The following is a 22,312-nucleotide window of genomic DNA, read 5'->3' as shown; positions in this document are numbered from 1 at the left end:
CCAGAGAACGTGAAACGGTCAGGCCGCCACAGGACGCCGCCACATGGCGCGACGGAACCGGCTGGCGACGAAGGCGGTGTCGGTCAGGCTGGCATTCCCGGCCGGGTTGGCCCCGGTAACGTGGAAATCGCTGAAGGCCGCCGACTGGTTGACAAAGATGTTGCCGGTCAGGTTGACCGACAGGTTGACGCCGGCCTGCGCAAAGGCGCGTGCGGCCGCGCCAACGCGCGCCGCATCGGTGTCGTAAAGCGCAGCGGTGATCGCGCCCTTGCGCCGCGCCAGGTCGGCGGCGCGGGCGATGCCGGCCGCCGCATCCGGCACCGCGATGACGAAGGCGATGGGGCCGAACCATTCGCCCTCGACCGCCGCGTCGCCGTCGCGCATGGCCAGCAGCAGCGGCGCGGCGCTGCGCCCCTGCCCCACGGGATGCGAATCGCGCACGATCCGGCCCAATCCCCGCGCCTGCTGCACCCGCTCCAGCGTCGCCGGGTTGGCGATGGCGCCGCAGACCCCCGCGGCCCGCGCCGGATCGGCCAGCAGCCCGTCGATGGCCGCGGCCAGCGCCGCCGCCACCTCGTCGAAACTCTTGCGGCCCTGGTCGGTGTCGATCCCGGCCTCGGGCACGTAGATGTTCTGCGGCGAGGTGCACATCTGTCCCGAATACAGCGCCAGCGAGAAGGCCAGGTTCTCGCACATGCCGGTGAAATCCTCGGTCGCGGCGATGGCGACGCTGTTCACGCCGGCCTCCTCGGTGAACAGCTGCGCCTGCCGGGCGTTCTGGCGCAGCCAGGCGCCGAAGGCGTTCGAGCCGGTATAGTCGATCAGCCTGACCGCCGGGTCGGTGGCCAGATGCGCGGCGGCCGGAGCTTCCGGCGTATCCACCGCCAGCAGCACCGAATCGGCCGGCAGCCCGACCTCGGTCAGCACCTCGCGCAGGGTGCGCACCGCCAGCGCCAGCGGCAGAATGGCGGCGGGATGCGGCTTCACGATCACCGGGTTGCCGGTCGCCAGGCTGGCGAAGATGCCGGGATAGGAATTCCAGGTCGGGAAGGTATTGCAGCCGATGGCCAGGGCCAGCCCGGCAGGCACCAGCGACCAATGCTTCTCGATCAGCAGCGGCGCGGCCTTTCCCTGCGGCTTTTCCCAACGCGCCTCGGCCGGGAAGCGGGACATTTCCTCCCATGCCATGGCAACGGCTTCCAGCCCACGATCCTGGGCGTGCGGCCCCCCCGCCTGGAAGGCCATGGCAAAGGCCTGCCCTGTGGTGTGCATCACCGCGTTCCCCATCAGGAAGCTCGCCCGGTTCAGCCGCACCAGCGCTTCCAGACAGGCACCGATTCGGGCCTCGACCCCGGCCTCGGCCAGGGCCGGCGCCGCCGCCTGCGCCGCCGCGATCAGCGTTTGCGGCGCGGCAGCCGGATAGCTGATCCCCAGCGCGCGGCCATAGGGCGATTCCTCGGCGCCCAGTCGGGTCTCCTCGGGATGGCCCGGCAGGTCGAAGGGCTTGCCCAGCAAGGCCTCGAAGCCGGAAGCCCCGTCCTCGCGCGCGGTTTCGCCATAGATCTTGCCGCTAGGGATTTCGGGAAAAGGAGTCCAGAATGCGCGACTGTGCAAAGCCCGAAGCGCGGCATCGAGCATCGGCCGGTGGTGGTCGAAAAACGCGGTCATGCTATCCCTCCCTGGACTGGAGATTATCATTGACCGGCCGGTCGGTTTATGCAACATGAATCTTCGAGGACCCCAAAAATTCTGGGGCAAGGGAGTTCACGAATGACGGATACCGTGCTTGCGTCTCTTGCCGACGGTGTGTTGACGCTGACGCTCAACCGGCCGGAAAAGCTTAACGCATTCAACGAGGAAATGCATCTGGCGCTGCGCGCCGGATTCCAGCGCGCCCATGATGATTCGCAGGTGCGCGCGGTTTTGCTGACCGGTGCGGGCCGCGGCTTCTGCGCCGGGCAGGACCTGGGCGACCGCGACCCGCGCAAGGGCGGCCCCGCGCCGGATCTGGGGCAGACGCTCGAGACCTTCTACAACCCCACCCTGCGGCTGATTCGCAGCCTGGAAAAGCCGGTCGTCTGCGCCGTGAACGGCGTCGCCGCCGGCGCCGGCGCCAATATCGCCATTGCCTGCGACATCGTGCTGGCGGCGAAATCGGCGAAGTTCGTGCAGGCGTTTTCCAAGATCGGCCTGATCCCGGATGCCAGCGGCAGCTTCAACCTGACCCGCATCCTGGGCGAGCCGCGCGCCAAGGCGCTGACCCTGCTGGCCGAGCCGTTGCCGGCCGCAACGGCCGCCGACTGGGGCCTGATCTGGAAGGCGGTCGAGGACGAGGCGCTGCTGCCCGAGGCCCGGGCGCTGGCCGCCGCTCTGGCGGCGGGGCCGACGCTGGGCCTTGGCCTGACCAAGCGGCTGATCCAGGCCGCCGCCACGAACAGCCTCGACCAGCAACTCGACCTGGAGCGCGACTGCCAGCGCGAGGCCGGCCGCAGCGCCGATTATGTCGAGGGCGTCACCGCCTTCCTCGAAAAGCGCAAGCCGGAGTTCAAGGGACAATGAAGGACGCCGCCGTGAAACCCGTCCCGCAGATGACCCCGCAGGAGCTGGCCGAGGCTTCGGCAAAAGCGATGTGGAACGACGATTCCGCCAGCCAGCGGCTCGGCATGAGCCTCGACCACATCGCGCCCGGCCAGGCGACGCTGTCGATGACCATCACCGAGGCGATGTCGAACGGGCACGGCAATTGTCACGGCGGCTATATCTTCACCCTGGCCGACAGCGCCTTCGCCTTCGCCTGCAACAGCTACAATCAGTTGGTCGTGGCCCAGCATTGCTCGATCACCTACCTGATCCCCGGCCGCATCGGCGACCGGCTGACGGCCGAGGCGCGCGAGGTGTCGCGCCGCGGCCGTTCGGGCATCTACGACATCCGCATCACCAATCAGGACGGCGAGCATGTGGCCGAATTCCGCGGCCATTCGCGCACCGTCAAAGGCACCCACCTGCCGGTCGAAGCCTGACCGGACCCGCATCGCAAGGGAGGAAACCATGCAAGACCTGTCCCCCAACCGAAAGGATCTCGACCCGATCGAGACCGCCTCGCGCGACGAAATCGAGGCGCTGCAGTTCCACCGCATGAAGCGGTCGCTGAAACATGCCTTCGAGAACTCGCCGTTCTACCGCAAGCGCTTCATCGAGCACGACGTGCATCCCGAGGATCTGAAGTCGCTCCGCGACATCGCGAAATTCCCCTTCACGGTCAAGCAGGACTTGCGCGACACCTATCCCTTCGGGATGTTCGCCGTGCCGCAGTCCCGGCTGGTGCGCATCCACGGCTCGTCCGGCACCACCGGCAAGCCGACGGTGGTGGGCTATACCCAGGCCGATATCGACCATTGGGCGAACCTGATCGCCCGCTCGATCCGTGCCGCCGGCGGCCGGACCGGCGACATGTTGCACAACGCCTATGGTTATGGGCTGTTCACCGGGGGACTGGGCGCGCATTACGGGGCCGAGCGGCTGGGCTGCACCGTGGTGCCGATGTCCGGCGGCATGACCGAGCGGCAGGTGACGCTGATCAACGACTTCAAGCCGCGCATCATCATGGTGACGCCCAGCTACATGCTGTCGATCCTGGACGAGTTCCGCCGCCAGGGCCTCGACCCGCGCGAATCCTCGCTGGAGATCGGCATCTTCGGCGCCGAGCCCTGGACCAACGCCATGCGCGAGGAAATCGAGGAAGCCTTCGACATGCACGCCGTCGACATCTACGGCCTCAGCGAGGTCATGGGCCCCGGCGTCGCCATGGAATGCGTCGAGACCAAGGACGGGCTGCATATCTGGGAAGACCATTTCTATCCCGAAATCATCGACCCGGTGACCGGCGAGGTGCTGCCCGATGGCGAGCTGGGCGAGCTGGTCTTCACCACGCTGACCAAGGAAGGGCTGCCGATGGTGCGCTACCGCACCCGCGACCTGACCCGGCTCTTGCCCGGGACCGCGCGCTCCATGCGGCGGATCGAGAAGATCACCGGCCGCAGCGACGACATGATCATCCTGCGCGGCGTCAACGTCTTCCCGACCCAGATCGAGGAACAGATCCTGAAATGCGACGGCCTGGCCCCGCATTTCCAGATCGAGCTGACCCGCGCCGGGCGCATGGACACCATGACCGTCCATGTCGAATGCGCGCCCGCGATGGCCGATGCCGATGCCCGCGCCGCCTCGGCCAAGGTGCTGGCGCATCACATCAAGAGCGTGGTCGGCGTCTCGACCCGGATCGAGGTGCAGGATCCCGACACCATCGCCCGCTCCGAGGGCAAGGCCAAGCGCGTCATCGACAACCGCCCCAAGGAATGACGCAAGCGCGGCGAGGCGCTGCCCGTGACAGGGCGGCGCAAAACCGCTAAACGCAAGCAAGGGGGGCTCGCGCCCCCCTGATTTTTCCCGTCAATTCATCAGGCGGGCACGCGATGCAAAGAGGAACCCATGGCTCGCACCCGAGCGGTTGATTTCGAGGAAAAGCGGCGCGGCATCCTTGACAGCGCGGCCGCGGTCTTTGCCGAGCAGGGGATGGAAAAGGCCTCGATGTCGCAGATCGCGGCGCATGGCCAGATCTCCAAGGCACTGCTTTACCACTATTATCCCAGCAAGGATGCGCTGATCTTCGCGATCATCATCACCCATCTGCAGGAGCTGGACGCCGCCATCGAGGCGGCCGACGACCCCACCCTGCCGCCGCAGCAGCGACTGCGCCGGCTGGTGGGCACGGTGCTTGAGAGCTATCGCGGCGCCGACAACCAGCACAAGGTGCAGCTGAACGCCACCTCGGCCCTGTCGGACGAGCAGAAAACCGAGATCCTTGGCGTCGAGCGGCATATCGTCAAGCGTTTCGCCGTGGTCCTGCGCCAGATCAATCCCGACCTCGACAACCCGCAGCGCCCGTTGCTGACCCCGGTCACCATGTCGCTGTTCGGCATGATGAACTGGGTCTACATGTGGTTCCGCGACGGCGGCCGCATCACGCGCGAGGATTACGCCGACGTGGCGACCACCCTGATCCTGGAGGGGATCAAGGCGGTGCGGTGACGCGGCAAGACCCGGCACCGCCATCCCGCTTTTGATCTTGGCCAAGGCGGCAACCGCTGCCGTTCGCGGCGCTGGCAGGAAACCGCAAGGCAAGCCGGCAGCCTGTCATCTTGGCGGGAACAGCGATAGAACCGGGTGCTCACCCCCGAGCAGCCGTCTTTCATGACCGTTTCGACCGCATATCTTCGACAGCGGGGGCAGCATAGCGCGAAGGTCGAGGCATTCGTCAAAAACAGCGTCGATTTCAGCCGGATCTGGATCGGAGAGGTCGATCATGATGGCCGGGCGGCGTCGATCGCAATTTCGGAAGGGAGGGGCGATCCCGAAGCACCGCCCCGCCTTTCCGGCTTATTCCGCCGCCCGCGCCAGCGGCCATTCCTTGGCCACCATGGTCAGCACGTCGTATTGCGCCACGACCTCGTCCTTCTGGTTGGTGACCTGGCAGTCCCAACGCACCTCGCCATGCTCGGCATTCTCGCGCGGGTTGATCTCCTTGCAGGTCAGCCGCACCTGCAGCGTGTCGCCGAAATAGACCGGGGTCAGGAAGCGCAGGTTGTCCACGCCGTAATTGGCCAGCACCGGGCCGGGGTTCGGCTCGACGAACAGGCCGGCCGCAAAGCTGGCGATCAGATAGCCATGCGCCACGCGGTCGTCGAAGAACGGATTCGCCTTGGCCGCCGCCTCGTCCATATGGGCATAGAAGGTGTCGCCGGTGAAATGCGCGAAATGCTCGACATCCTCGCGGGTGATGGTGCGCGTCGCCGTGACCAGCTGGTCGCCGATGCGCAGCTCGGCCAGCGACTTGCGGAAGGGATGCATGCCCTGCTGCGCATCGGCGCCCTCGATCCAGCGGCCGGTGACGGCCGACAGCAGCCGCGGCGTGCCCTGCACCGCCGTGCGCTGCATGTAATGCTTGACGCCGCGGATGCCGCCCATCTCCTCGCCGCCGCCGGCGCGGCCCGGCCCGCCATGGACCAGCGGTGCCAGGGGCGAGCCGTGACCGGTCGAGCTTTTGGCCGAGGCACGGTTGCCGATCAGCACCCGGCCGTGGAAGGGCGCGACACCCAGCACCACCTCCTCGGCCACCCGGGGATCGTCGGTGAAGACCGAGGAAACCAGCGAGCCTTTGCCCAGCCGGGTCAACCGGATCGCCTCGTCCAGGTCGTCATAGGGCATGACGGTGGAGACGGGGCCGAAAGCCTCGACCTCATGCACGGCGGCGGCCGCGAAGGGCTTTTCGGCATACATCAGCACCGGGTTCAGGAAGGCGCCCTTGCCGGCATCGCCGGAAGCCAGGCGCACCTCCCCGGGGTCGCCGGCCACGATCTCGGCCACGGCCTGCAACTCGCGGATGCGCTCGCGCACCTCCTGCCGCTGATCGAGGCTGGCCAGCGGACCCATGCGGGTGGCTTCCTCGCCCGGCAGGCCGAGCGCGGTCTTGCCCAGCCGTTCCCCCAGCGCCGCGACCAGCGCCTGCACCTGCGCGCGCGGCGCGATCACCCGGCGGATCGCGGTGCATTTCTGCCCCGCCTTCACCGTCATCTCGCGCGCGACCTCCTTCACGAACAGGTCGAACTCGGGCGTGCCCGCCACGGCGTCCGGACCCAGGATCGAGGCGTTCAGGCTGTCCGCCTCCATGGTGAAGCGCACGGAATTGGCAATGACCGCCGGATGCGCCTTCAGCTTGCGCCCGGTCCAGGCCGAGCCGGTGAAGGTCACCGCGTCCTGTCCGGTGACATGGTCCAGCAGATCGCCGACCGAGCCGCAGATCAGCTGCAGCGCGCCTTCGGGCAGGATGCCGGTCTCGACGATGCGCCGCACCATCAATTCGGTCAGATAGGCGGTCTGGCTGGCGGGCTTCACCAGGCAGGGCACCCCGGCCAGCAGCGTCGGCGCGATCTTTTCCAGCATCCCCCAGATCGGGAAGTTGAAGGCGTTGATATGCACCGCCACGCCCTGCAGCGGCGACAGGATATGCTGGGCGCTGAAGGTATGGTCGCGCGACAGCGGCTCGATATCGCCATCGGTCAGCACGCGGGTGTTCGGCAGTTCGCGCCGGCCCTTCGAGGCATAGGTCAGCATGGTGCCGATCCCCCCCTCGATATCGACCCAGCCGTCGGTGCGGGTGGCGCCGGTATGCAGACTTTCGGCGTAGAACTCTTCCTTCTGCGCCATCAGCGCCTGGCCCAGGGCCTTGAGCATCGCCGCACGCTCGTGAAAGGACATGCGGCGCAATGCCGGCCCGGCGACCTCGCGGCCATGCGCCAGCGCGGCGGCGAAATCCAGCCCGGTCGAGTCGATCAGCGCCACCGGTTCGCCGGTGGCGGCGTCCAGCAGCGCCTGGCCTTCGCCCGAGCCGGGCGTCCAGCCGCCGCAAACATAGCTTTCCAGGCGGCGCGGGTTGCGGGTGACTGCGTTCATGTGCGTTTCCTTCGCGTTTCCGGTCGCGTTTTTGCCGGCAAGGCGCGGGGCCTGTCCCCCGCCGCCCGCCATCCTACAGGCCCAGCCGGGCCAGTTCGTCCTGCACCTGGGCTTCCCATCGCGCCAGCAACGCCTCGTTCGGCTGGTGGCGCAGGCCAAGGCGGCGCAGCATTTCGTGCCGTGCCGATTGCGACAGGCCGAAGCCCGCCGCGACGCGCGGCCGCCAATAATCCAGCGCCGCCAGAATCTCGGCCTTGCCCTTCGGGGTGGCGGCGATGCGTTCCAGCCCTTCCAGCCCCAGCTGGGCATGGCGGGCCTCGCGCGGGGCGATCTGCCGGAAGACCTCGGCCAGCGGGCCGTAGGAGACGCGGGTCAGCTCGGTCATCTGCACCCCGGTCGCCAGGCCCTGCAGCACGTTCATCACCACCGCATCGGTCCAGCCGGCGATCGGATAGTGGAACACCGACAGCCGCATGTCGCCGGGCCGGCGCGCCGCGCCCAGATCGGCCTCGCGCGCGACGCGGGCGGCCCAGTCGTGACTGGTCTGGTAGCGCATGACATCGGTGCCGAAATCACCCATCACCGCCAGCACCTGCTCGGCGTGGTCGGCCTTTTCCAGGGTGATGCGGCTGGCCGCAATGCGCTCTTTGATGCCGGGCGCGAAGTTGATCGCATTGGCGAACCCGGCCGAGGCGGCCAGTTCGCTGTCCACGAAAGACGACATCAGCCGCAAAAGCTCGCCGCGATAGCGGGCCGGCACGTTGCCCGGCGCGGTCAGCACGCCGCCCTGCGCCAGATAGTCCTCGATGCTCATGGTGTCAGACATGGTTCCCCCTCCCGTCCGGTCATTCGTCATAGGTCACGACGACCCGGTCGCTGACCGGATAGGCCTGGCAGGACAGCACATAGCCCGCCCGGACCTCGTAATCTTCCAGCGCGTGGTTCACCGCCATCTCGACCTCGCCCTCCAGCACCTTGCAGCGGCAGGTCGAGCAGACCCCGGCCTTGCAGGAATAGGGCGCGTCCATGTGGTTGGCGATGGCGGCGTCCAGGATCGTCTCGCCCTCGCGCGGCATCTGGAAATTGCGGGTGGCGCCGTCCAGCGTCACGGTGGCGGCGGTGCCGTTGCCCTGCGTCGCGGCCTCGCGCGAGACGGCGCGGGCCTTGGCCCGGCCGGGCTGGCTGCTGGCGAACAGCTCGAACTTGATCTGGTCGTCGCGCAGCCCATGGTCGCGCAAGGACGCGGCCACGGCCAGCATCATGCCCTCGGGGCCGCAGATGAAGGCGGTGTCCAGCGCGCTCGCGTCGATCCAGTGCTGGAACAGCGCCGCCATCTTGCCCGCGTCGATGCGGCCGGTGAACAGGTCGATCTCCTGCGCCTCGGCCTTGAGCACATGCAGCACCGAGAAGCGGCCCAGATAGAGGTTCTTCAGATCCTCCAGCTCTTCGCGGAACATGATCGAGCTGATCTGGCGATTGGCATAGACCAGCGTGAACTGCGAGCGCGACTCGCGCGCCAGGACCGTCTTGATGATCGACAGGATCGGGGTGATGCCGGAGCCGGCGGCGACGGCCAGGTACTGCCGCCCGGCGGCCGGGTTTATCTCGCTGTAGAACTTGCCCATGGGCGGCATCGCCTCGATCTCGTCGCCCGGCGCCAGGTTCTCGTTCGCCCAGGTGCTGAAGGCCCCGCCATCGACGCGCTTGATGCCGACGCGCAGCGCGCCCTCGTCCTTGCCGGCGCAGATCGAATAGCTGCGGCGCAGCTCCTCGCCATCGAACTCGCGGCGGAAGGTCAGATACTGGCCTTGGGTAAAGTCGAACAGCGCCCGGTCCTCGTCACGGGGCGCAAGGGTGACGACCACCGAGTCGCGCGTCTCTCGGCGCACATCGGTGACCTTCAGCGGGTGGAAGCGTGCCATGTGGGTATCCTTCCTGAAGCGGGGCGCATTCTCAGATGCATTTGAAATAGTCGAAGGGTTCCAGACAGTCCTTGCAGCGATAGCTCGCCTTGCAGGGGGTCGAGCCGAACTGGCTGATCTTTTCGGTATTGGCCGAGCCGCAGCGCGGGCAGGCGATGGTCAAGTTCGTGCCGGTCATCCGGGCGATGCGCCCGGCGATCTGCCCGTCCGCCGCCGTGCCGTCGATGGGGGGCGCGATGCCATAGGCGCGCAGCTTTTCCCGCCCCTCCGGCGTGATCCAGTCGGTGGTCCAGGGCGGCGACATCTGTCGTTCCAGCCGCAGCTTGCCGATGCCGTGGCCGCGCAGAGCGGTCTCGATATCCAGGTTGATGATGCTGGTCGCGGGACAGCCGGAATAGGTCGGCGTCACCTTCACGACCAGCGTGTCGCCCTGCCATTCGACGCCCCGGATGATGCCCAGGTCGGTCAGGCTGAGCACCGGGATTTCCGGATCGGGAACCTCGGAGAGCCAGCCCCAGACTTCCTCGACGCTGGGATGGGTCGCGGCGGCCATGGCCGTTACCAGCTTGCGCCCGGATAGGCGCGCTGCAGGAACTGCATCTCGGCAAGGATATAGCCCAGATGCTCGGTATGGGTGCCCTGCCTGCCGCCCTTGTGCGCGAATGGGCTGTCGGGGATCTGCAGCGTCGCCTCGCCCAGCACATGGCGCAGGGTCTCGTCCCATGCCGGGCGCAGGCTGGCCGGATCGGGGAAGATGCCGCGCGCCGCGACTTGGGCATCCTTGTCGTCGCCGATGAACATCTCGCCCGTATAGGGCCAGAGCGCATCCAGCGCCTCCTGCATCCGGCGGTGGCTTTCCTCGGTGCCGTCGCCCAGCCGCACCACCAGATCGGACGAGCGTTCCAGGTGATAGGCCACCTCTTTCGCCGCCTTGGCCGCGATCTCGGCCACGCGCGGGTCCGAGGATGCGGACAGGCCCTTCAGCAGCTCGTGGTGCCAGGCGTCGAACAGGAACTGCCGCATCAGCGTATGGCCGAAATCGCCGTTCGGACGCTCGACCAACAACAGGTTGCGGAAATCCCAGGCGTCGCGCAGATAGGCCAGGTCGTCGGCGGTCCGGCCCTGCCCCTCGACCTCGGCCGCCAGACCCAGCCACAGTTGGGTCTGGCCGATCAGGTCCAGCGCCACATTGGCCAGGGCGATGTCCTCCTCCAGCGCCGGCGCGTGGCCGCACCATTCGGACACACGATGGCCGAGGATCAGCGTGCTGTCGCCGAGGCGCAGCAGCGCCTCGAAGAACGCCTCCTGCCCGGCATCGGGCTGCGGCGCGGCGGGATGGTTCGGATGAGCTTCGGCCTTGCGCCGGGCCAGATCCGCCACCTCGGGCGTGTTCATGTCGGGCAGCGACGGCATCACATATGCCCCACTTCGTCGGGAATGTCGAAGAAGGTCGGATGGCGATAGACCTTGGAGTTCGACGGCTCGAACAGCGGCCCCTTGTCCGAGGGGCTGGAGGCGGTGATCTGCGCCGAGGGCACGACCCAGATCGACACGCCTTCGTTGCGGCGCGTATAGACGTCACGGGCGTTCATGATCGCCATTTCGGCGTCGGGCGCATGCAGGCTGCCGACATGGCGGTGGTTCAGCCCGTGCTGACCCCGGATGAAGATCTCCCAGAGCGGCCATTCCTTGGACATGGTTCTCTCCCTAAACTTGGTTGCGCGGCTGGCGCGTGTTCCTGGCGATGACGGGTTATTCGGCGGCCTGCGCCCGGCGGGCGGCGGCCTTCTCGGCATGGACGACCAGCGCGTCGCGGAACCAGGCGCCGTCCTCCCAGGCCTTGACGCGGGCGCCCAGCCGATCCTTGTTGCAGGGCCCGTTGCCGGCCAGAACGTCGTAGAACTCGGACCAGTCCGGCTCGCTGAAATCGTAGCCGCCCTTCTCCTCGTTCCATTTCAGGTCCGGGTCGGGCACGGTCAGGCCCAGATATTCCGCCTGCGGCACGGTCTGGTCGACGAATTTCTGCCGCAGCTCGTCATTGGTGTTCATCTTGATCTTCCACGCCATCGACTGCGCGGAATGCACCGAGTCCTTGTCGGACGGCCCGAACATCATCAGCGAGGGATACCACAGCCGGTTCAGCGCATCCTGCGCCATGCGCTTCTGCGCCGGCGTGCCCTGCGCCATCTTCATCATGATGGCGTAGCCCTGGCGCTGGTGGAAGCTCTCCTCCTTGCAGATGCGGATCATGGCGCGGGAATAGGGGCCGTAGCTGGTCCTTTGCAGCGGCACCTGGTTCATGATCGCCGCGCCATCGACCAGCCAGCCGACCGCGCCCATGTCGGCCCAGGTCAGCGTCGGATAGTTGAAGATCGAGGAATACTTCATCTTGCCGGCATGCAAGAGTTCCATCAGCTCGTCGCGGCTGACGCCCAACGTCTCGGCCGCCGAATAGAGATACAGCCCATGCCCGGCCTCGTCCTGCACCTTGGCCAGCAGGATCGCCTTGCGCTCCAGCGTGGGGGCGCGGGTGATCCAGTTGCCCTCGGGCAGCTGGCCGACGATCTCGCTATGCGCGTGCTGGCCGATCTGGCGGATCAGCGTCTTGCGATAGCCCTCGGGCATCCATTCCTTGGGCTCGATCTTTTCGCCGCGGTCGATGCGTTCCTGGAAGGCAAGCTCCTCGGGCGTCATCTCCTCACGGGACTTGCTGCCTTCGGATTTCACGAGCTGGGCATACATGGCTGGATCCTCCCCTGGATCAAACGCGTTCGATGATGATGGCGATCCCTTGTCCCACACCGATGCACATGGTGCAGAGCGCATAGCGCCCGCCGGTGCGATGCAACTGATACATCGCCGTCGTCACAAGCCGGGCCCCCGACATGCCAAGCGGATGGCCAAGCGCGATGGCGCCACCGTTCGGATTGACGTGGGCGGCGTCGTCGGGCAGGCCAAGATCGCGCAAGGTCGCCAGCGCCTGGCTGGCGAAGGCCTCGTTCAATTCTATCACATCCATCTGCTCGATGGTCAGTCCCGCGCGCGCCAGCACCTTTTTCGCCGCCGGCGCCGGGCCGATGCCCATGATGCGCGGCTCGACCCCCGCCGCCGCCATGGCGACGATGCGCGCCCTGGGCACCAAGCCGTGCCGCTTCGCGGCTTCGCCCGACAGGATCGCCAGCGCCGCGGCGCCGTCGTTCACCCCCGAGGCGTTGCCGGCGGTGACCGTCAGGTCGGGGCCGTTCACGCCCTTGAGCTTCGCCAGCGTTTCCGCCGTGGTGCCGGGGCGGGGATGCTCGTCGGTGTCGACGACGACGGGCTCGCCCTTCTTCTGCGGGATGGTGACGGGCACGATCTCGTCGGCAAAGACCCCTGCCGCCTGCGCCGCTTCCCAGCGGGCCTGCGACCGGGCGGCAAAAGCGTCCTGGTCGGCGCGGCTGACAGCGAAATCGGCGGCGACGTTGTCGGCGGTCTGCGGCATCGAATCGACGCCGAACCGCGCCTTCATCGCCGGGTTGACGAAACGCCAGCCGATGGTGGTGTCATAAACCGCGTTCGAGCGGGAAAACGCGCTTTCCGCCTTGGGCATCACGAAGGGGGCGCGGGTCATGCTCTCGACCCCGCCGGCGATGACGAAATCACAATCGCCCGCCTTGATCGCGCGGGCCGCCATGCCGACCGCATCCATGCCCGAGCCGCAAAGCCGGTTCACCGTGGTCGCCGGCACGCCGACCGGCAGCCCTGCCAGCAGCACCGCCATGCGGCCGACATTGCGGTTGTCCTCGCCGGCCTGGTTGGCGCAGCCATAGATCAGGTCGTCCACCGCCGACCAGTCCACGCCCGGATTGCGTTCCATCAGCGCCCTGAGCGGGATCGCCGCCAGATCGTCCGCCCGGACCGAGGCCAGCGCGCCGGCATAGCGCCCGATGGGTGTGCGCACCGCGTCGCAGATGAAGGCTTCCTGCATGCCTGTTCCCTTTGCCTTGGAAAACCGGCGATTCTCCCAATTCGCCGACCGATTGGTCAGCTTATAGCGCGAGAAACATTACACCGGAAGAAAAAATTGCGCCCATCTTGTGATGTTTTTGCGCGTCCGTAAAATTTTCTTTTCTTATCATGATATTGCATCATAGCATTCCATCCATCCGGTTGGCGCTTTCCGCCGTTCTGGCCGGCAGGAAGCCATCCACGCCCTCGAAGCGGCTGGCGATATGACGCTCGGCCGCCGGCGACAGGGCGGCATAGAGCCGGCGAAACAGGTCCCGCGCCGCGCCGCCGCGCCAGTCTGGCGGCAGCACGCGGGCCGGCAGGCGCGGATCGCGCAGCAACACCTTGCGATAGACCTCGACCAGCAACAGGCGCACCACCAGCGCCGTCTCGTCCGGCAACGCGCCACGCCGCGCCGGCTCCAGCACATCCCCGAAACGGCCCAGCATCTCGAGATAGCGGCCCTGCAGCGCCGACAGATCCCAGTAGCGCGCCAGTTCCGCAGCCGCCTCCGGGTCCCGGGCCTGAAAGACCACCGCGCCCTCGGGCGGTTCCTGGCCGCGATCGGGGCGGATGAAGACCGTGCCGCCCATGCGGCCCAGCCGCAGATGGCGGGCCTGATCCTCGGTCATCGCCGGGGCATGGATGATCTGCCAGCCCTCCGAAACCGGGTCGGGCGCATAGAGCAGCCGGGCCGCCTGGTCGAATTCCTTGCGGGCCGAGGCGTCCAGCCGGTAGTAGCTGCGCCGCCCGGCACGCTCGCCGCGCAGGCGATGGGCGGCGACCAGGCGCGAGACGGCGGTGCGCACCAGCGACTCGCTGATACCGACACGGGCGCAGATCTCGATCAGCGTGCCAGTCCACAGGACGCCGCCGCGCGGCACCACCACATCGCCATAGACGGTGACGATGAAGGAAGCCGAGCGCAGTTCCAGCCCCCGCAGGATGCCGGCCAGCAGATTGCCGTCGAACATGATCTCTCCGCCTGCGGACCCATCCGCGGCAATATATTACAAACAGCCGGCGGTATTCGCCAGTCGCGTGACATGTCAGGGCATCATCTGCGTCCGCTCGGCCATCAGCCATTCGACGAAGACCCGCCGGGCCTCGATGCGGTCGCTGTTCGGCGGCGCGGCGTCGGATCGGGTCAGGTAATAGTCGAACTGCTCCAGCACCGCGATATCCGACAGCCGCACCAGCCTGCCCTCGGCCAGGTCCGGCGCGACCATCGCCAACGAGCAGAGCGCCACCCCCTGCCCCGCCAGGGCGGCGGCGCGCAGCAGGTTGAAATCCTCGAAGATCGGCCCGGGCAGCGTTTCGGGCAGCGGCTGACCCGCCCGTCGCAGCCAGGTCTGCCACCCGGCCGGGTCCGCGTCATGCAGCAGGCCCAGGCCCAGCATCCGCTGCGGCGTCAGGCTCTCGACCGCCTCGCCATCCAGCAGCGCCGGGCTGCAGACCGGAACGCTGATCCCGCTCAGGAACGGTTCCGAGCGGAAGCCGGCGCCCATCGGCCGCGCGGCGGCAAAGGTGAACGCCAGGTCCACATCGCCGAAGTCGATCTCGTGGCCGTGATGGGCGTAGATGACGCGCAACTGCACTTCGGGATGCCTTTCGCGAAAGCGCGGCAGGCGCGGGATCAGCCAGCAGACCGCGACCGAGGGGATGGCAGCGACAACCAGAAAATCGGCGGCGGGCGCGTGGCGGGCCCGGCGGCAGGCCGCGTCGATGCCACCGAAGGCCAGCGTCAGGTCGCGGGCCAGGGCCTGGGCATGGGGCAGCAGCCGCGGCACCCGGCCGCTGCGGTCGAACAGCGACGCGCCCAACCATTCCTCCAGATGCCGGATCTGGTGGCTGACCGCCGGCTGGGTCACGAAAAGCGCCTCGGAGGCGGCGCGGAAGCTGCCGAGCCGCGCCACCGCCTCGAAGGCGCGCAGGGCGTTCAGAGGGGCGGTCGTCATGGTGCCTCGGATAAGAATTTCTAATCGGTTTGATTATAAATGGTCTTTTGACGCAGGGCAAATGCGACGGCAATCTGAACGAAACCTAACTGGGAGACCATAGATGACCGAACGCGAAAGACTGCAGAACTATGTCGGCAACGGGCGGAAGGCGCAGCCGACCTTCTCGGCAGCCGAGATGCAGCGCCGCCTGGACGCAATCCGGGCGCATATGGCACAGGCCGGCATCGACGCGGCGCTGTTCACCTCGTATCACAACATCAACTATTACGCGGACTTCCTGTATTGCCAGTTCGGCCGCCGCTACGGCTTCCTGGTCGACCATGACAAGGCGACCTCGATCAGCGCCGGCATCGACGGCGGCCAGCCCTGGCGGCGCACCTTCGGCGGCAACCTTACCTATACCGACTGGCAGAAGGACAATTACTTCCACGCCATCCGCCAGCTGGTCGGCGCCGCCAAGCGCATCGGCATCGAGTTCGACCATGTGAACATCGACCTGCTGAAGCTGCTGAAGGCGGAGTTTCCCGGCGTCGAGTTCGTCGACATCGCCGCCCCCGCCATGCGGCTGCGCATGGTCAAGTCGGCCGAAGAGATCGCCCATATCACCGAGATGGCCCGCATCGCCGATGTCGGCGGCGCCGCCTGCGTCGAGGCGACGGCGGTGGGGGTGCCCGAGCACGAGGTGGCGCTGCATTCCACCGCCGCCATGGTGCGCGAGATCGCCAGAACCTGGCCGCATGCCGAACTGCTGGACACCTGGACCTGGTTCCAGTCGGGCATCAACACCGACGGCGCCCACAACCCCGTCACCTCGCGCCGGATCGAGGCCGGCGACATCCTGTCGCTGAACTGCTTCCCGATGGTTGCCGGCTATTATGTCGCGCTGGAGCGCACGCTGTTCGCCGAACATGCCAGCGACGAGCATATCCGGCTGTGGGAGTTCAACTGCAAGGTCCATGACCGCGGCAAGGAACTGCTTGTGCCGGGCAAGAAATGCTCGGAGATCGCCGCAGAACTGAACGAGATGTATGCGGCCGAGAACCTGCTGCAATACCGCAGCTTCGGCTATGGCCACAGCTTCGGCGTGCTCTGCCACTATTACGGCCGCGAGGCCGGGCTGGAACTGCGCGAGGATTGCGACACCGTTCTGGAGCCCGGCATGGTGGTCTCGATGGAGCCGATGATCACCATCCCCGAGGACATGCCCGGGGCCGGCGGCTACCGCGAACACGACATCCTGGTGATCGAGGAGGCCGGCAACCGCAACATCACCGGCTTCCCCTACGGCCCCGAGCATCTGATCGTGACGGGCAAGGCCAAGGCAGCCTGATCCCCCAGCGGCCCGCCGGCATCCGCCAGGCGGGCCGCTTCGCATCATGCGCGCCGGCAGGAGGGGCCGGCACAAAATCCCAAGGGAGGAAAATCATGTCACATTCCGTGGCCGCGCCAGCGGCCGCCCGGACCGATGATGCCGACGGCTCGCAGACCGTGCTGAAAAAGGTCTTGGGCGCCAGCTTCATCGGCAATTTCGTCGAATGGTTCGACTATGCGTCCTATGGCTATTTCGCGACGGTGATCGCCGCCGCCTTCTTTCCCGACATCGCGCCGGGCAGCGCCCTGCTGGCCACCTATGCGGTTTTCGCCATTTCCTTCGTGATCCGGCCGCTGGGCGGCATCATCTGGGGCGCGATCGGCGACCGGGTCGGCCGGCGCACGGCGCTGTCCTGGTCGATCCTGATCATGTCGGGGGCCACCACGGTCATCGCGCTGCTGCCCGATTACCACCAGATCGGCATCGCCGCGCCGATCCTGCTGCTGCTGGTGCGCATGGTCCAGGGCTTCTCGGCCTCGGGCGAATATGCCGGGGCGACCTCGTTCATTGCCGAATATGCGCCGACGCATCGCCGCGGGCTGTATACCAGCATCGTGCCCGCCTCGACCGCGGCGGGGCTTCTGGCCGGGTCGCTGATGTCGGCGGCGCTGTTCTGGCTGCTGAACGAGGCGCAGATGCAGGCCTATGGCTGGCGCCTGCCCTTCCTGCTGGCGCTGCCGCTGGGGCTGGTCGGGCTCTATATCCGGCTGCGGCTCGAGGATACGCCCAGGTTCCGCGAACTGGAACAGGCGCATCACCTCGAGCGCACGCCGATCCGCGAGCTGTTCGGCAACCACGGCCGACAGATCGCCATCGCCTTCGGCGCCACCTGCCTGAACGCCGTGGGCTTCTATCTGATCCTCAGCTATATGCCGACCTATCTTTCGACCGAGATGGGCATGGGGCATACGGAATCCTTCATCGCCGCCAGCCTGTCGCTTGCCGTCTACATCTTCCTGATCTTCCTGATGGGCCAGCTTTCCGACCGCTTCGGCCGCAAGACGGCGCTGATCACCGCCTCGGTGCTGTTCATCCTGCTGACGGTGCCGCTGTTCCGGATGCTCGACGGCGCGGGCTTCGTCACCATCGTGCTGATCCAGATCGCCTTCGGCGCGCTGCTGACCATCAACGACGGCACGCTGCCCTGCTTCCTGTCCGAGATCTTCCCGACCCGCGTGCGCTATTCCGGCTTCGCCTTCAGCTTCAACGCCGCCAATGCGCTGTTCGGCGGCACGGCGCCCTTCGTGGCGACCTGGCTGATCGGCGCCACCGGCAGCAAGCTGGCCCCGGCATGGTACCTGGTCGGCGCCGCCGGGCTGGCGCTGATCGCCATGCTGCTGGCCCGCGAAACCGCCGGCAAGCCGCTGGAAGACTGACCGGCGGCCTCCCGTTTTTTTCAGACCAGGCCGGGCCGCAAAGCCCGGCCTTTTCCTGCGGCCGGCCATGGCGGATTCACCGCGTATCCCGCTATTGCATATCTTCGCATAAGCGAATATATGGGGGGAGGAAATTCCAGATCCCGCGATCATATCAAGAGGTTTTCCCATGACCACGGCCCCGGAAGTGACAGGGTTCTACGAGGCGCGCACCGGATCGGTGCAATATGTCGTGGCCGATCCCCAGACGAAGCAATGCGCGATCATCGATCCGGTGCTGGATTACGACGAGAAATCCGGCGCCACGGCGACGATCCAGGCCGACCGGATCCTGCGGTTCGTCGCCGAAAGGGGCTACGAGGTGCAGTGGATTCTGGACACCCATCCCCATGCCGACCATTTCTCGGCCGCCGATTACCTCAAGCGCCGGACCGGCGCCCCGACCGCCATCGGCGAGAAGGTGACCGAGGTGCAGAAGCTGTGGAAAGGCTATTACCACTGGCCGGACTTTCCCGCCGACGGCTCGCAATGGGACAGGCTCTTCGCCGAGGGCGAGCGGTTCAGCGTCGGCAAGATCCCCGCGCATGTGATGTTCTCGCCCGGCCATACGCTGGCCTCGATCACCTATGTCATCGGCGACGCGGCCTTCGTGCATGACACGCTGTTCATGCCCGACAGCGGCACCGCGCGGGCCGATTTTCCCGGCGGCGATGCGCATGTGCTGTGGCGCTCGGTCCAGGCCATCCTGGCCCTGCCGGACGAGACCCGGATCTTCACCGGCCACGACTATTGCCAGGGCGGACGCGAGCCGCGCTGGGAATCCACCGTGGCCGAGCAGAAGCGCAAGAACCCGCATGTCGCCGGCATGGACGAGGCCCGCTTCGTCGCCCTGCGCGAGGCGCGGGACAAGACCCTACCCATGCCCAAGCTGATCCTGCACGCGCTGCAGGTCAATGCCAATGCCGGCCGCCTTCCCGAGCCCGAGGCGAACGGCCGCCGCTATCTCAAGATTCCGCTGGACCTGCTGCAGGCGGCCTGGGATTGAACCAAGGGAGAGTAACGATGAAAGCCAATGTCGGAAGCATCGACCGTTCGCTGCGGCTGGTTTTGGGTATACTGCTGATCCTGCTGCCTTTCCTGGCCGGGCTGGCTGGCTTCGGGAAATGGCTCAGCCTGGCGGTCGGCGCGGCGCTGGTCGTCACCGCGCTGGCCCGCACCTGCCCGGCCTATGCGCTGTTCGGCCTCAGCACCTGCGGCCGCAAATGACCGTGTTCACCCCTCTGCAATCCGCCCTTGGCGGGGCACTGATCGGGCTGGCAGCCGTGCTGCTGATGGCGCTGATCGGCCGGGTCGCGGGCATGACCGGCATCATCGCCGGTCTGCTGCCCGGCGGCGGGGATCAAGGCCGGCAGGGCCGCGGCTGGCGCGCCGCCTTCCTGCTGGGCGCGGTCGCCGCACCGGCGCTGATGCTGGCGCTTGGCGCGCCGGTGCCCTTCGACAGCCCGGTGCCGCGGCCGCTGCTGGTGCTGGGCGGCCTGATGGTCGGGATCGGCGTGACCTATGGCGGCGGCTGCACCTCGGGGCACGGGGTCTGCGGCAATGCGCGGTTGTCGCCCCGTTCGCTGGTGGCGACGCTGACCTTCATGCTGACCGCCTTCGCCACGGTCTACGTCATCCGCCATGTGATCGGAGGATTCTGAGATGCCGGTTCTCGCCGCCCTGCTGGCCGGGCTGATCTTTGGTGCCGGCATCGCGCTGTCCGGCATGATCAACCCGGCCAAGGTGCTGAATTTCTTCGACCTCGCGGGGGCCTGGGATCCGTCGCTGGGCTTGGTCATGGCCGGGGCGCTGGCTGTGACCTTCGTCGGCTACCGCCTGGTGCTGAACCGCCGGCAGCCGCTGCTTGCGCCGCGGTTCCACCTGCCGACGCGGCGGGATCTCGATCCGGCGCTGATTGGCGGCTCGGCGCTGTTCGGCATCGGCTGGGGCATCGCCGGCTTCTGCCCCGGAGGCGCGGTTCCCGCGCTTGGTCTCGGCCAGCCCGACGCGGCGATCTTCGTCATCGCGATGGGGGCCGGCATCGCCGTGACGCGCTGGCTGCGCTCATGATGCCCAGCCATCGCCTGTTGCCGCTGCACTGGACGCGCGGCTATGACGGCGCGACGCTGCGCGCCGACCTGCTGGCCGCGGCGATCGTGACGATCATGCTGATCCCGCAAAGCCTCGCCTATGCGATGCTTGCCAACCTGCCGCCCGAGGTCGGGCTCTACGCCTCGATCCTGCCGCTGGTGGCCTATGCCGTCTTCGGCACCTCGCGGGTGCTGGCTGTGGGACCGGTGGCGGTGGTGTCGCTGATGACCGCTTCGGCCATCGGGCCGGTGGTTGCCCAGGGGCTGGCAAATCCGCTGGTCGCCGCCGCCGGGCTGGCGCTGCTTTCGGGCGCCATGCTGGTCGTCGCAGGCATCCTCCGGCTGGGCTTCCTGGCGAATTTCCTGAGCCATCCGGTGATTTCCGGCTTCATCACCGCCTCGGGCATCCTGATCGCCGCCGGGCAGGTCAGGCATATTCTCGGCATCGAAGCCGCAGGCGCCACGCTGGTCGAGATCGTCCCGGCGCTTGCCGCGCAGATCGGCCGCACCAATCCTTGGACGCTGGCCATCGGGCTTGGCGCGCTGGCCTTTCTCTGGGCCGCGCGACTTTGGGCGCGGTCCGGCCTGACAGGCGCCGGCCTGCCCGGCTGGCTGGCCGACATGCTGGCCCGCGCGGCACCCATCCTTGCCATCGCCGTCTCGATCCTGCTGGTCCGGGCGCTGGACCTGGATGAACGGGGCGTCGCGCTGGTCGGCGCGATCCCGCAGGGACTGCCCCGGCCCGGCCTGCCCGTACTGCCCCCCGAGCTGCTGCCGGCACTGGCCCCGGCGGCGCTGCTGATCTCGGTGGTGGGCTTCGTCGAGTCGGTCTCGGTCGGGCAGACCCTGGCGGCGCGGCGGCGCGAGCGCATCGCCCCGGACCAGGAGCTGATCGGCCTTGGCGCCGCCAATATCGCCGCCGGGCTGTCCGGCGGCTATCCGGTCACCGGCGGCTTCGCCCGCTCGGTGGTGAACCATGACGCGGGGGCGCAGACCCCGGCGGCGGGCGCCTTTACCGCCATCGGCATCGCGCTGGCGGCACTGTTCCTGACCCCGCAACTTGCCGACCTGCCGCAGGCCGTGCTGGCCGCGACGATCATCCTGGCGGTTCTGTCGCTGGTCGATCTGCGCGCCCTGGCCCGCGTGCTGGCCTATTCGCCACGCGATTTCCTGGCCATGGCGGCGACGATCCTGGTCACGCTGCTGGTGGGGGTCGAACAGGGCATCAGCGCCGGGGTGATCCTGTCGCTGGTCATGCAGCTTTACCGCAGCGCGCGCCCGCATTCGGCGGTGGTCGGCCAGGTGCCGGGGACCGAGCATTTCCGCAATGTCGACCGCCACGAGGTCATCACCTGGCCCGAGATCCTGTCGCTGCGCGTCGATGAAAGCCTGTATTTCGCCAATTCGCGTTTTCTCGAAGACCGCATCGCCGCGCTGGTGGCCGAGCACCCGCAGGTCCGCCATGTGGTGCTGATGTGCCCGGCGGTGAACGACATCGACGCCAGCGCGCTGGAAAGCCTGGCGGAAATCAACCGCCGGCTGGCCGAGGGCGGGATCAAGCTGCACCTGTCCGAGGTCAAGGGGCCGGTGATGGACCGGCTGCAGCGCTGCGACTTCCTGCGCCACCTGTCGGGGCGGGTTTTCCTGAGCCAGCACGAGGCGATCCGCACCCTGCGCGGCACCGGTGATCAGGCGGCGCAGAAACTTTCGTAAAGCACCGCCATGACGCGGCGGGCGGGTTGGCTGTCGATGCGATACCAGATCACCTGCCCCTCGCGCCGGCCCGAGATGATCCGGTCGCGCCGAAGCAGCGCCAGGTGTTGCGACACCGTGGAGTCGCGGATGCCAAGGAATCCGGCCAGCTGGCCCACCGATTTCTCGCCCGAGCTCAGCGCGCAAAGGATCATCAGCCGGTGCTGATTGCCCAAAGATTTCAAGAACTCGCTGGCCTCGCCTGCGGCGCTCCGCATGGCTTCTGGGTCGATCCGGCCGGGCTCGGGAAGAGTTTCGTTTACCATTCTTGCATACCTACAAGAATATGAATATATCGTCAAGA

The 22,312-nt window shown here is 67.4% G+C and carries 24 protein-coding genes; 11 read left to right on the top strand and 13 right to left on the bottom strand.

Annotated features, from left to right (window positions below):
• Nucleotides 1-18: 18 nt before the first annotated feature.
• Nucleotides 19-1,668 carry a phenylacetic acid degradation protein PaaN gene (paaN, locus tag NBE95_RS18680; RefSeq protein WP_289895966.1) on the bottom strand — a complete coding sequence of 550 codons (1,650 nt, stop codon included), beginning with the start codon at nt 1,666-1,668 and terminating at the stop codon, nt 19-21.
• Between the two features lie 102 nt (nt 1,669-1,770).
• Between paaN and paaG the strand changes: the two genes are divergently transcribed.
• From paaG to NBE95_RS18660, 4 genes are all read left to right on the top strand, one after another.
• Nucleotides 1,771-2,559 carry a 2-(1,2-epoxy-1,2-dihydrophenyl)acetyl-CoA isomerase PaaG gene (gene paaG, locus NBE95_RS18675; protein WP_289895965.1) on the top strand — a complete coding sequence of 263 codons (789 nt, stop codon included), beginning with the start codon at nt 1,771-1,773 and terminating at the stop codon, nt 2,557-2,559.
• Nucleotides 2,556-3,020, top strand: a complete 465-nt coding sequence (gene paaI / locus NBE95_RS18670; RefSeq protein WP_289895964.1) for a hydroxyphenylacetyl-CoA thioesterase PaaI — start codon at nt 2,556-2,558, stop codon at nt 3,018-3,020. Before paaG ends, paaI begins: the two co-directional genes overlap by 4 nt.
• 28 nt (nt 3,021-3,048) lie before the next feature.
• Nucleotides 3,049-4,359: a phenylacetate--CoA ligase PaaK gene (gene paaK / locus NBE95_RS18665; protein WP_289895963.1), complete on the top strand. Its 1,311-nt coding sequence runs from the start codon at nt 3,049-3,051 to the stop codon at nt 4,357-4,359.
• A 129-nt stretch (nt 4,360-4,488) separates the two neighbouring features.
• Nucleotides 4,489-5,088, top strand: coding sequence for a TetR/AcrR family transcriptional regulator (locus NBE95_RS18660; protein ID WP_019352480.1), 600 nt, complete (start codon nt 4,489-4,491; stop codon nt 5,086-5,088).
• Between the two features lie 105 nt (nt 5,089-5,193).
• Here NBE95_RS18660 and NBE95_RS18655 read toward each other — a convergent pair whose 3' ends face one another.
• The 11 genes from NBE95_RS18655 to NBE95_RS18605 all read right to left on the bottom strand — a co-directional run bounded on the left by NBE95_RS18655 (nt 5,194) and on the right by NBE95_RS18605 (nt 15,376).
• A complete protein-coding gene (locus NBE95_RS18655; RefSeq protein ID WP_289895962.1) occupies nt 5,194-5,364 on the bottom strand; it encodes a hypothetical protein in 171 nt (56 codons plus the stop codon).
• Between the two features lie 72 nt (nt 5,365-5,436).
• A complete protein-coding gene (gene paaZ / locus NBE95_RS18650; RefSeq protein WP_289896526.1) occupies nt 5,437-7,509 on the bottom strand; it encodes a phenylacetic acid degradation bifunctional protein PaaZ in 2,073 nt (690 codons plus the stop codon).
• Nucleotides 7,510-7,582: 73 nt separating this feature from the next.
• Nucleotides 7,583-8,335, bottom strand: coding sequence for a Phenylacetic acid catabolic protein (locus NBE95_RS18645; protein ID WP_289896525.1), 753 nt, complete (start codon nt 8,333-8,335; stop codon nt 7,583-7,585).
• A gap of 19 nt (nt 8,336-8,354) precedes the next feature.
• Nucleotides 8,355-9,431, bottom strand: a complete 1,077-nt coding sequence (paaE, locus tag NBE95_RS18640; protein ID WP_289896524.1) for a 1,2-phenylacetyl-CoA epoxidase subunit PaaE — start codon at nt 9,429-9,431, stop codon at nt 8,355-8,357.
• A gap of 31 nt (nt 9,432-9,462) precedes the next feature.
• The gene (gene paaD / locus NBE95_RS18635) at nt 9,463-9,984 is read right to left on the bottom strand and encodes a 1,2-phenylacetyl-CoA epoxidase subunit PaaD (RefSeq protein WP_289896523.1); all 522 of its coding nucleotides are present in this window, start codon (nt 9,982-9,984) and stop codon (nt 9,463-9,465) included.
• A gap of 5 nt (nt 9,985-9,989) precedes the next feature.
• Nucleotides 9,990-10,844 carry a 1,2-phenylacetyl-CoA epoxidase subunit PaaC gene (paaC, locus tag NBE95_RS18630; RefSeq protein WP_289896522.1) on the bottom strand — a complete coding sequence of 285 codons (855 nt, stop codon included), beginning with the start codon at nt 10,842-10,844 and terminating at the stop codon, nt 9,990-9,992.
• Nucleotides 10,844-11,128 carry a 1,2-phenylacetyl-CoA epoxidase subunit PaaB gene (gene paaB, locus NBE95_RS18625; protein WP_019352085.1) on the bottom strand — a complete coding sequence of 95 codons (285 nt, stop codon included), beginning with the start codon at nt 11,126-11,128 and terminating at the stop codon, nt 10,844-10,846. The genes paaC and paaB overlap by 1 nt, the downstream gene beginning before the upstream one ends.
• 55 nt (nt 11,129-11,183) lie before the next feature.
• On the bottom strand, nt 11,184-12,173 hold the full coding sequence (gene paaA, locus NBE95_RS18620) for a 1,2-phenylacetyl-CoA epoxidase subunit PaaA (RefSeq protein ID WP_019352084.1): 990 nt from the start codon (nt 12,171-12,173) through the stop codon (nt 11,184-11,186).
• Nucleotides 12,174-12,192: 19 nt separating this feature from the next.
• Nucleotides 12,193-13,398 (bottom strand): 3-oxoadipyl-CoA thiolase, encoded by a 1,206-nt coding sequence (pcaF, locus tag NBE95_RS18615; protein WP_289896521.1) that lies wholly within the window; start codon nt 13,396-13,398, stop codon nt 12,193-12,195.
• A gap of 160 nt (nt 13,399-13,558) precedes the next feature.
• Entirely contained in the window at nt 13,559-14,392 is an 834-nt protein-coding gene (locus NBE95_RS18610) for a PaaX family transcriptional regulator C-terminal domain-containing protein (protein ID WP_289896520.1), read from the bottom strand.
• A gap of 75 nt (nt 14,393-14,467) precedes the next feature.
• Nucleotides 14,468-15,376 carry a LysR substrate-binding domain-containing protein gene (locus NBE95_RS18605; protein WP_289896519.1) on the bottom strand — a complete coding sequence of 303 codons (909 nt, stop codon included), beginning with the start codon at nt 15,374-15,376 and terminating at the stop codon, nt 14,468-14,470.
• Nucleotides 15,377-15,479: 103 nt separating this feature from the next.
• Here NBE95_RS18605 and NBE95_RS18600 point away from each other — a divergent pair, with 103 nt between their 5' ends.
• The 7 genes from NBE95_RS18600 (at nt 15,480) to sulP (ending at nt 21,969) form a co-directional block, all read left to right on the top strand.
• Nucleotides 15,480-16,709: an aminopeptidase P family protein gene (locus NBE95_RS18600; protein ID WP_289896518.1), complete on the top strand. Its 1,230-nt coding sequence runs from the start codon at nt 15,480-15,482 to the stop codon at nt 16,707-16,709.
• Between the two features lie 95 nt (nt 16,710-16,804).
• On the top strand, nt 16,805-18,127 hold the full coding sequence (locus NBE95_RS18595; RefSeq protein WP_289896517.1) for an MFS transporter: 1,323 nt from the start codon (nt 16,805-16,807) through the stop codon (nt 18,125-18,127).
• A gap of 169 nt (nt 18,128-18,296) precedes the next feature.
• On the top strand, nt 18,297-19,172 hold the full coding sequence (locus NBE95_RS18590; RefSeq protein ID WP_289896516.1) for an MBL fold metallo-hydrolase: 876 nt from the start codon (nt 18,297-18,299) through the stop codon (nt 19,170-19,172).
• 17 nt (nt 19,173-19,189) lie between these two features.
• Nucleotides 19,190-19,393, top strand: coding sequence for a DUF2892 domain-containing protein (locus tag NBE95_RS18585; RefSeq protein WP_289896515.1), 204 nt, complete (start codon nt 19,190-19,192; stop codon nt 19,391-19,393).
• Complete coding sequence (locus NBE95_RS18580) at nt 19,390-19,827, top strand: YeeE/YedE thiosulfate transporter family protein (protein ID WP_289896514.1); 438 nt, start codon at nt 19,390-19,392, stop codon at nt 19,825-19,827. Before NBE95_RS18585 ends, NBE95_RS18580 begins: the two co-directional genes overlap by 4 nt.
• Before the next feature lies 1 nt (nt 19,828).
• Nucleotides 19,829-20,236, top strand: a complete 408-nt coding sequence (locus NBE95_RS18575) for a DUF6691 family protein (RefSeq protein ID WP_289896513.1) — start codon at nt 19,829-19,831, stop codon at nt 20,234-20,236.
• Entirely contained in the window at nt 20,236-21,969 is a 1,734-nt protein-coding gene (sulP, locus tag NBE95_RS18570) for a sulfate permease (RefSeq protein ID WP_289896512.1), read from the top strand. The genes NBE95_RS18575 and sulP overlap by 1 nt, the downstream gene beginning before the upstream one ends.
• Here the strand turns inward: sulP and NBE95_RS18565 are convergent.
• A complete protein-coding gene (locus NBE95_RS18565; protein ID WP_289896511.1) occupies nt 21,945-22,274 on the bottom strand; it encodes a metalloregulator ArsR/SmtB family transcription factor in 330 nt (109 codons plus the stop codon). The genes sulP and NBE95_RS18565 overlap by 25 nt on opposite strands.
• Between the last annotated feature and the right edge of the window lie 38 nt (nt 22,275-22,312).

Origin of the sequence: Paracoccus sp. TOH (assembly GCF_030388245.1) — a bacterium.
GTDB lineage: Bacteria > Pseudomonadota > Alphaproteobacteria > Rhodobacterales > Rhodobacteraceae > Paracoccus > Paracoccus simplex.
This window is presented reverse-complemented; position numbering and strand designations above follow the sequence as displayed.

Excerpts from the sequence above, each read along its gene's own strand:
- paaN (WP_289895966.1), bottom strand. The coding sequence starts at position 1,668 with ATGACCGCGTTTTTCGACCACCACCGGCCGATGCTCGATGCCGCGCTT.
- paaG (WP_289895965.1), top strand. The coding sequence starts at position 1,771 with ATGACGGATACCGTGCTTGCGTCTCTTGCCGACGGTGTGTTGACGCTG.
- paaI (WP_289895964.1), top strand. The coding sequence starts at position 2,556 with ATGAAGGACGCCGCCGTGAAACCCGTCCCGCAGATGACCCCGCAGGAG.
- paaK (WP_289895963.1), top strand. The coding sequence starts at position 3,049 with ATGCAAGACCTGTCCCCCAACCGAAAGGATCTCGACCCGATCGAGACC.
- NBE95_RS18660 (WP_019352480.1), top strand. The coding sequence starts at position 4,489 with ATGGCTCGCACCCGAGCGGTTGATTTCGAGGAAAAGCGGCGCGGCATC.
- NBE95_RS18655 (WP_289895962.1), bottom strand. The coding sequence starts at position 5,364 with ATGATCGACCTCTCCGATCCAGATCCGGCTGAAATCGACGCTGTTTTT.
- paaZ (WP_289896526.1), bottom strand. The coding sequence starts at position 7,509 with ATGAACGCAGTCACCCGCAACCCGCGCCGCCTGGAAAGCTATGTTTGC.
- NBE95_RS18645 (WP_289896525.1), bottom strand. The coding sequence starts at position 8,335 with ATGTCTGACACCATGAGCATCGAGGACTATCTGGCGCAGGGCGGCGTG.
- paaE (WP_289896524.1), bottom strand. The coding sequence starts at position 9,431 with ATGGCACGCTTCCACCCGCTGAAGGTCACCGATGTGCGCCGAGAGACG.
- paaD (WP_289896523.1), bottom strand. The coding sequence starts at position 9,984 with ATGGCCGCCGCGACCCATCCCAGCGTCGAGGAAGTCTGGGGCTGGCTC.
- paaC (WP_289896522.1), bottom strand. The coding sequence starts at position 10,844 with ATGCCGTCGCTGCCCGACATGAACACGCCCGAGGTGGCGGATCTGGCC.
- paaB (WP_019352085.1), bottom strand. The coding sequence starts at position 11,128 with ATGTCCAAGGAATGGCCGCTCTGGGAGATCTTCATCCGGGGTCAGCAC.
- paaA (WP_019352084.1), bottom strand. The coding sequence starts at position 12,173 with ATGTATGCCCAGCTCGTGAAATCCGAAGGCAGCAAGTCCCGTGAGGAG.
- pcaF (WP_289896521.1), bottom strand. The coding sequence starts at position 13,398 with ATGCAGGAAGCCTTCATCTGCGACGCGGTGCGCACACCCATCGGGCGC.
- NBE95_RS18610 (WP_289896520.1), bottom strand. The coding sequence starts at position 14,392 with ATGTTCGACGGCAATCTGCTGGCCGGCATCCTGCGGGGGCTGGAACTG.
- NBE95_RS18605 (WP_289896519.1), bottom strand. The coding sequence starts at position 15,376 with ATGACGACCGCCCCTCTGAACGCCCTGCGCGCCTTCGAGGCGGTGGCG.
- NBE95_RS18600 (WP_289896518.1), top strand. The coding sequence starts at position 15,480 with ATGACCGAACGCGAAAGACTGCAGAACTATGTCGGCAACGGGCGGAAG.
- NBE95_RS18595 (WP_289896517.1), top strand. The coding sequence starts at position 16,805 with ATGTCACATTCCGTGGCCGCGCCAGCGGCCGCCCGGACCGATGATGCC.
- NBE95_RS18590 (WP_289896516.1), top strand. The coding sequence starts at position 18,297 with ATGACCACGGCCCCGGAAGTGACAGGGTTCTACGAGGCGCGCACCGGA.
- NBE95_RS18585 (WP_289896515.1), top strand. The coding sequence starts at position 19,190 with ATGAAAGCCAATGTCGGAAGCATCGACCGTTCGCTGCGGCTGGTTTTG.
- NBE95_RS18580 (WP_289896514.1), top strand. The coding sequence starts at position 19,390 with ATGACCGTGTTCACCCCTCTGCAATCCGCCCTTGGCGGGGCACTGATC.
- NBE95_RS18575 (WP_289896513.1), top strand. The coding sequence starts at position 19,829 with ATGCCGGTTCTCGCCGCCCTGCTGGCCGGGCTGATCTTTGGTGCCGGC.
- sulP (WP_289896512.1), top strand. The coding sequence starts at position 20,236 with ATGCCCAGCCATCGCCTGTTGCCGCTGCACTGGACGCGCGGCTATGAC.
- NBE95_RS18565 (WP_289896511.1), bottom strand. The coding sequence starts at position 22,274 with ATGGTAAACGAAACTCTTCCCGAGCCCGGCCGGATCGACCCAGAAGCC.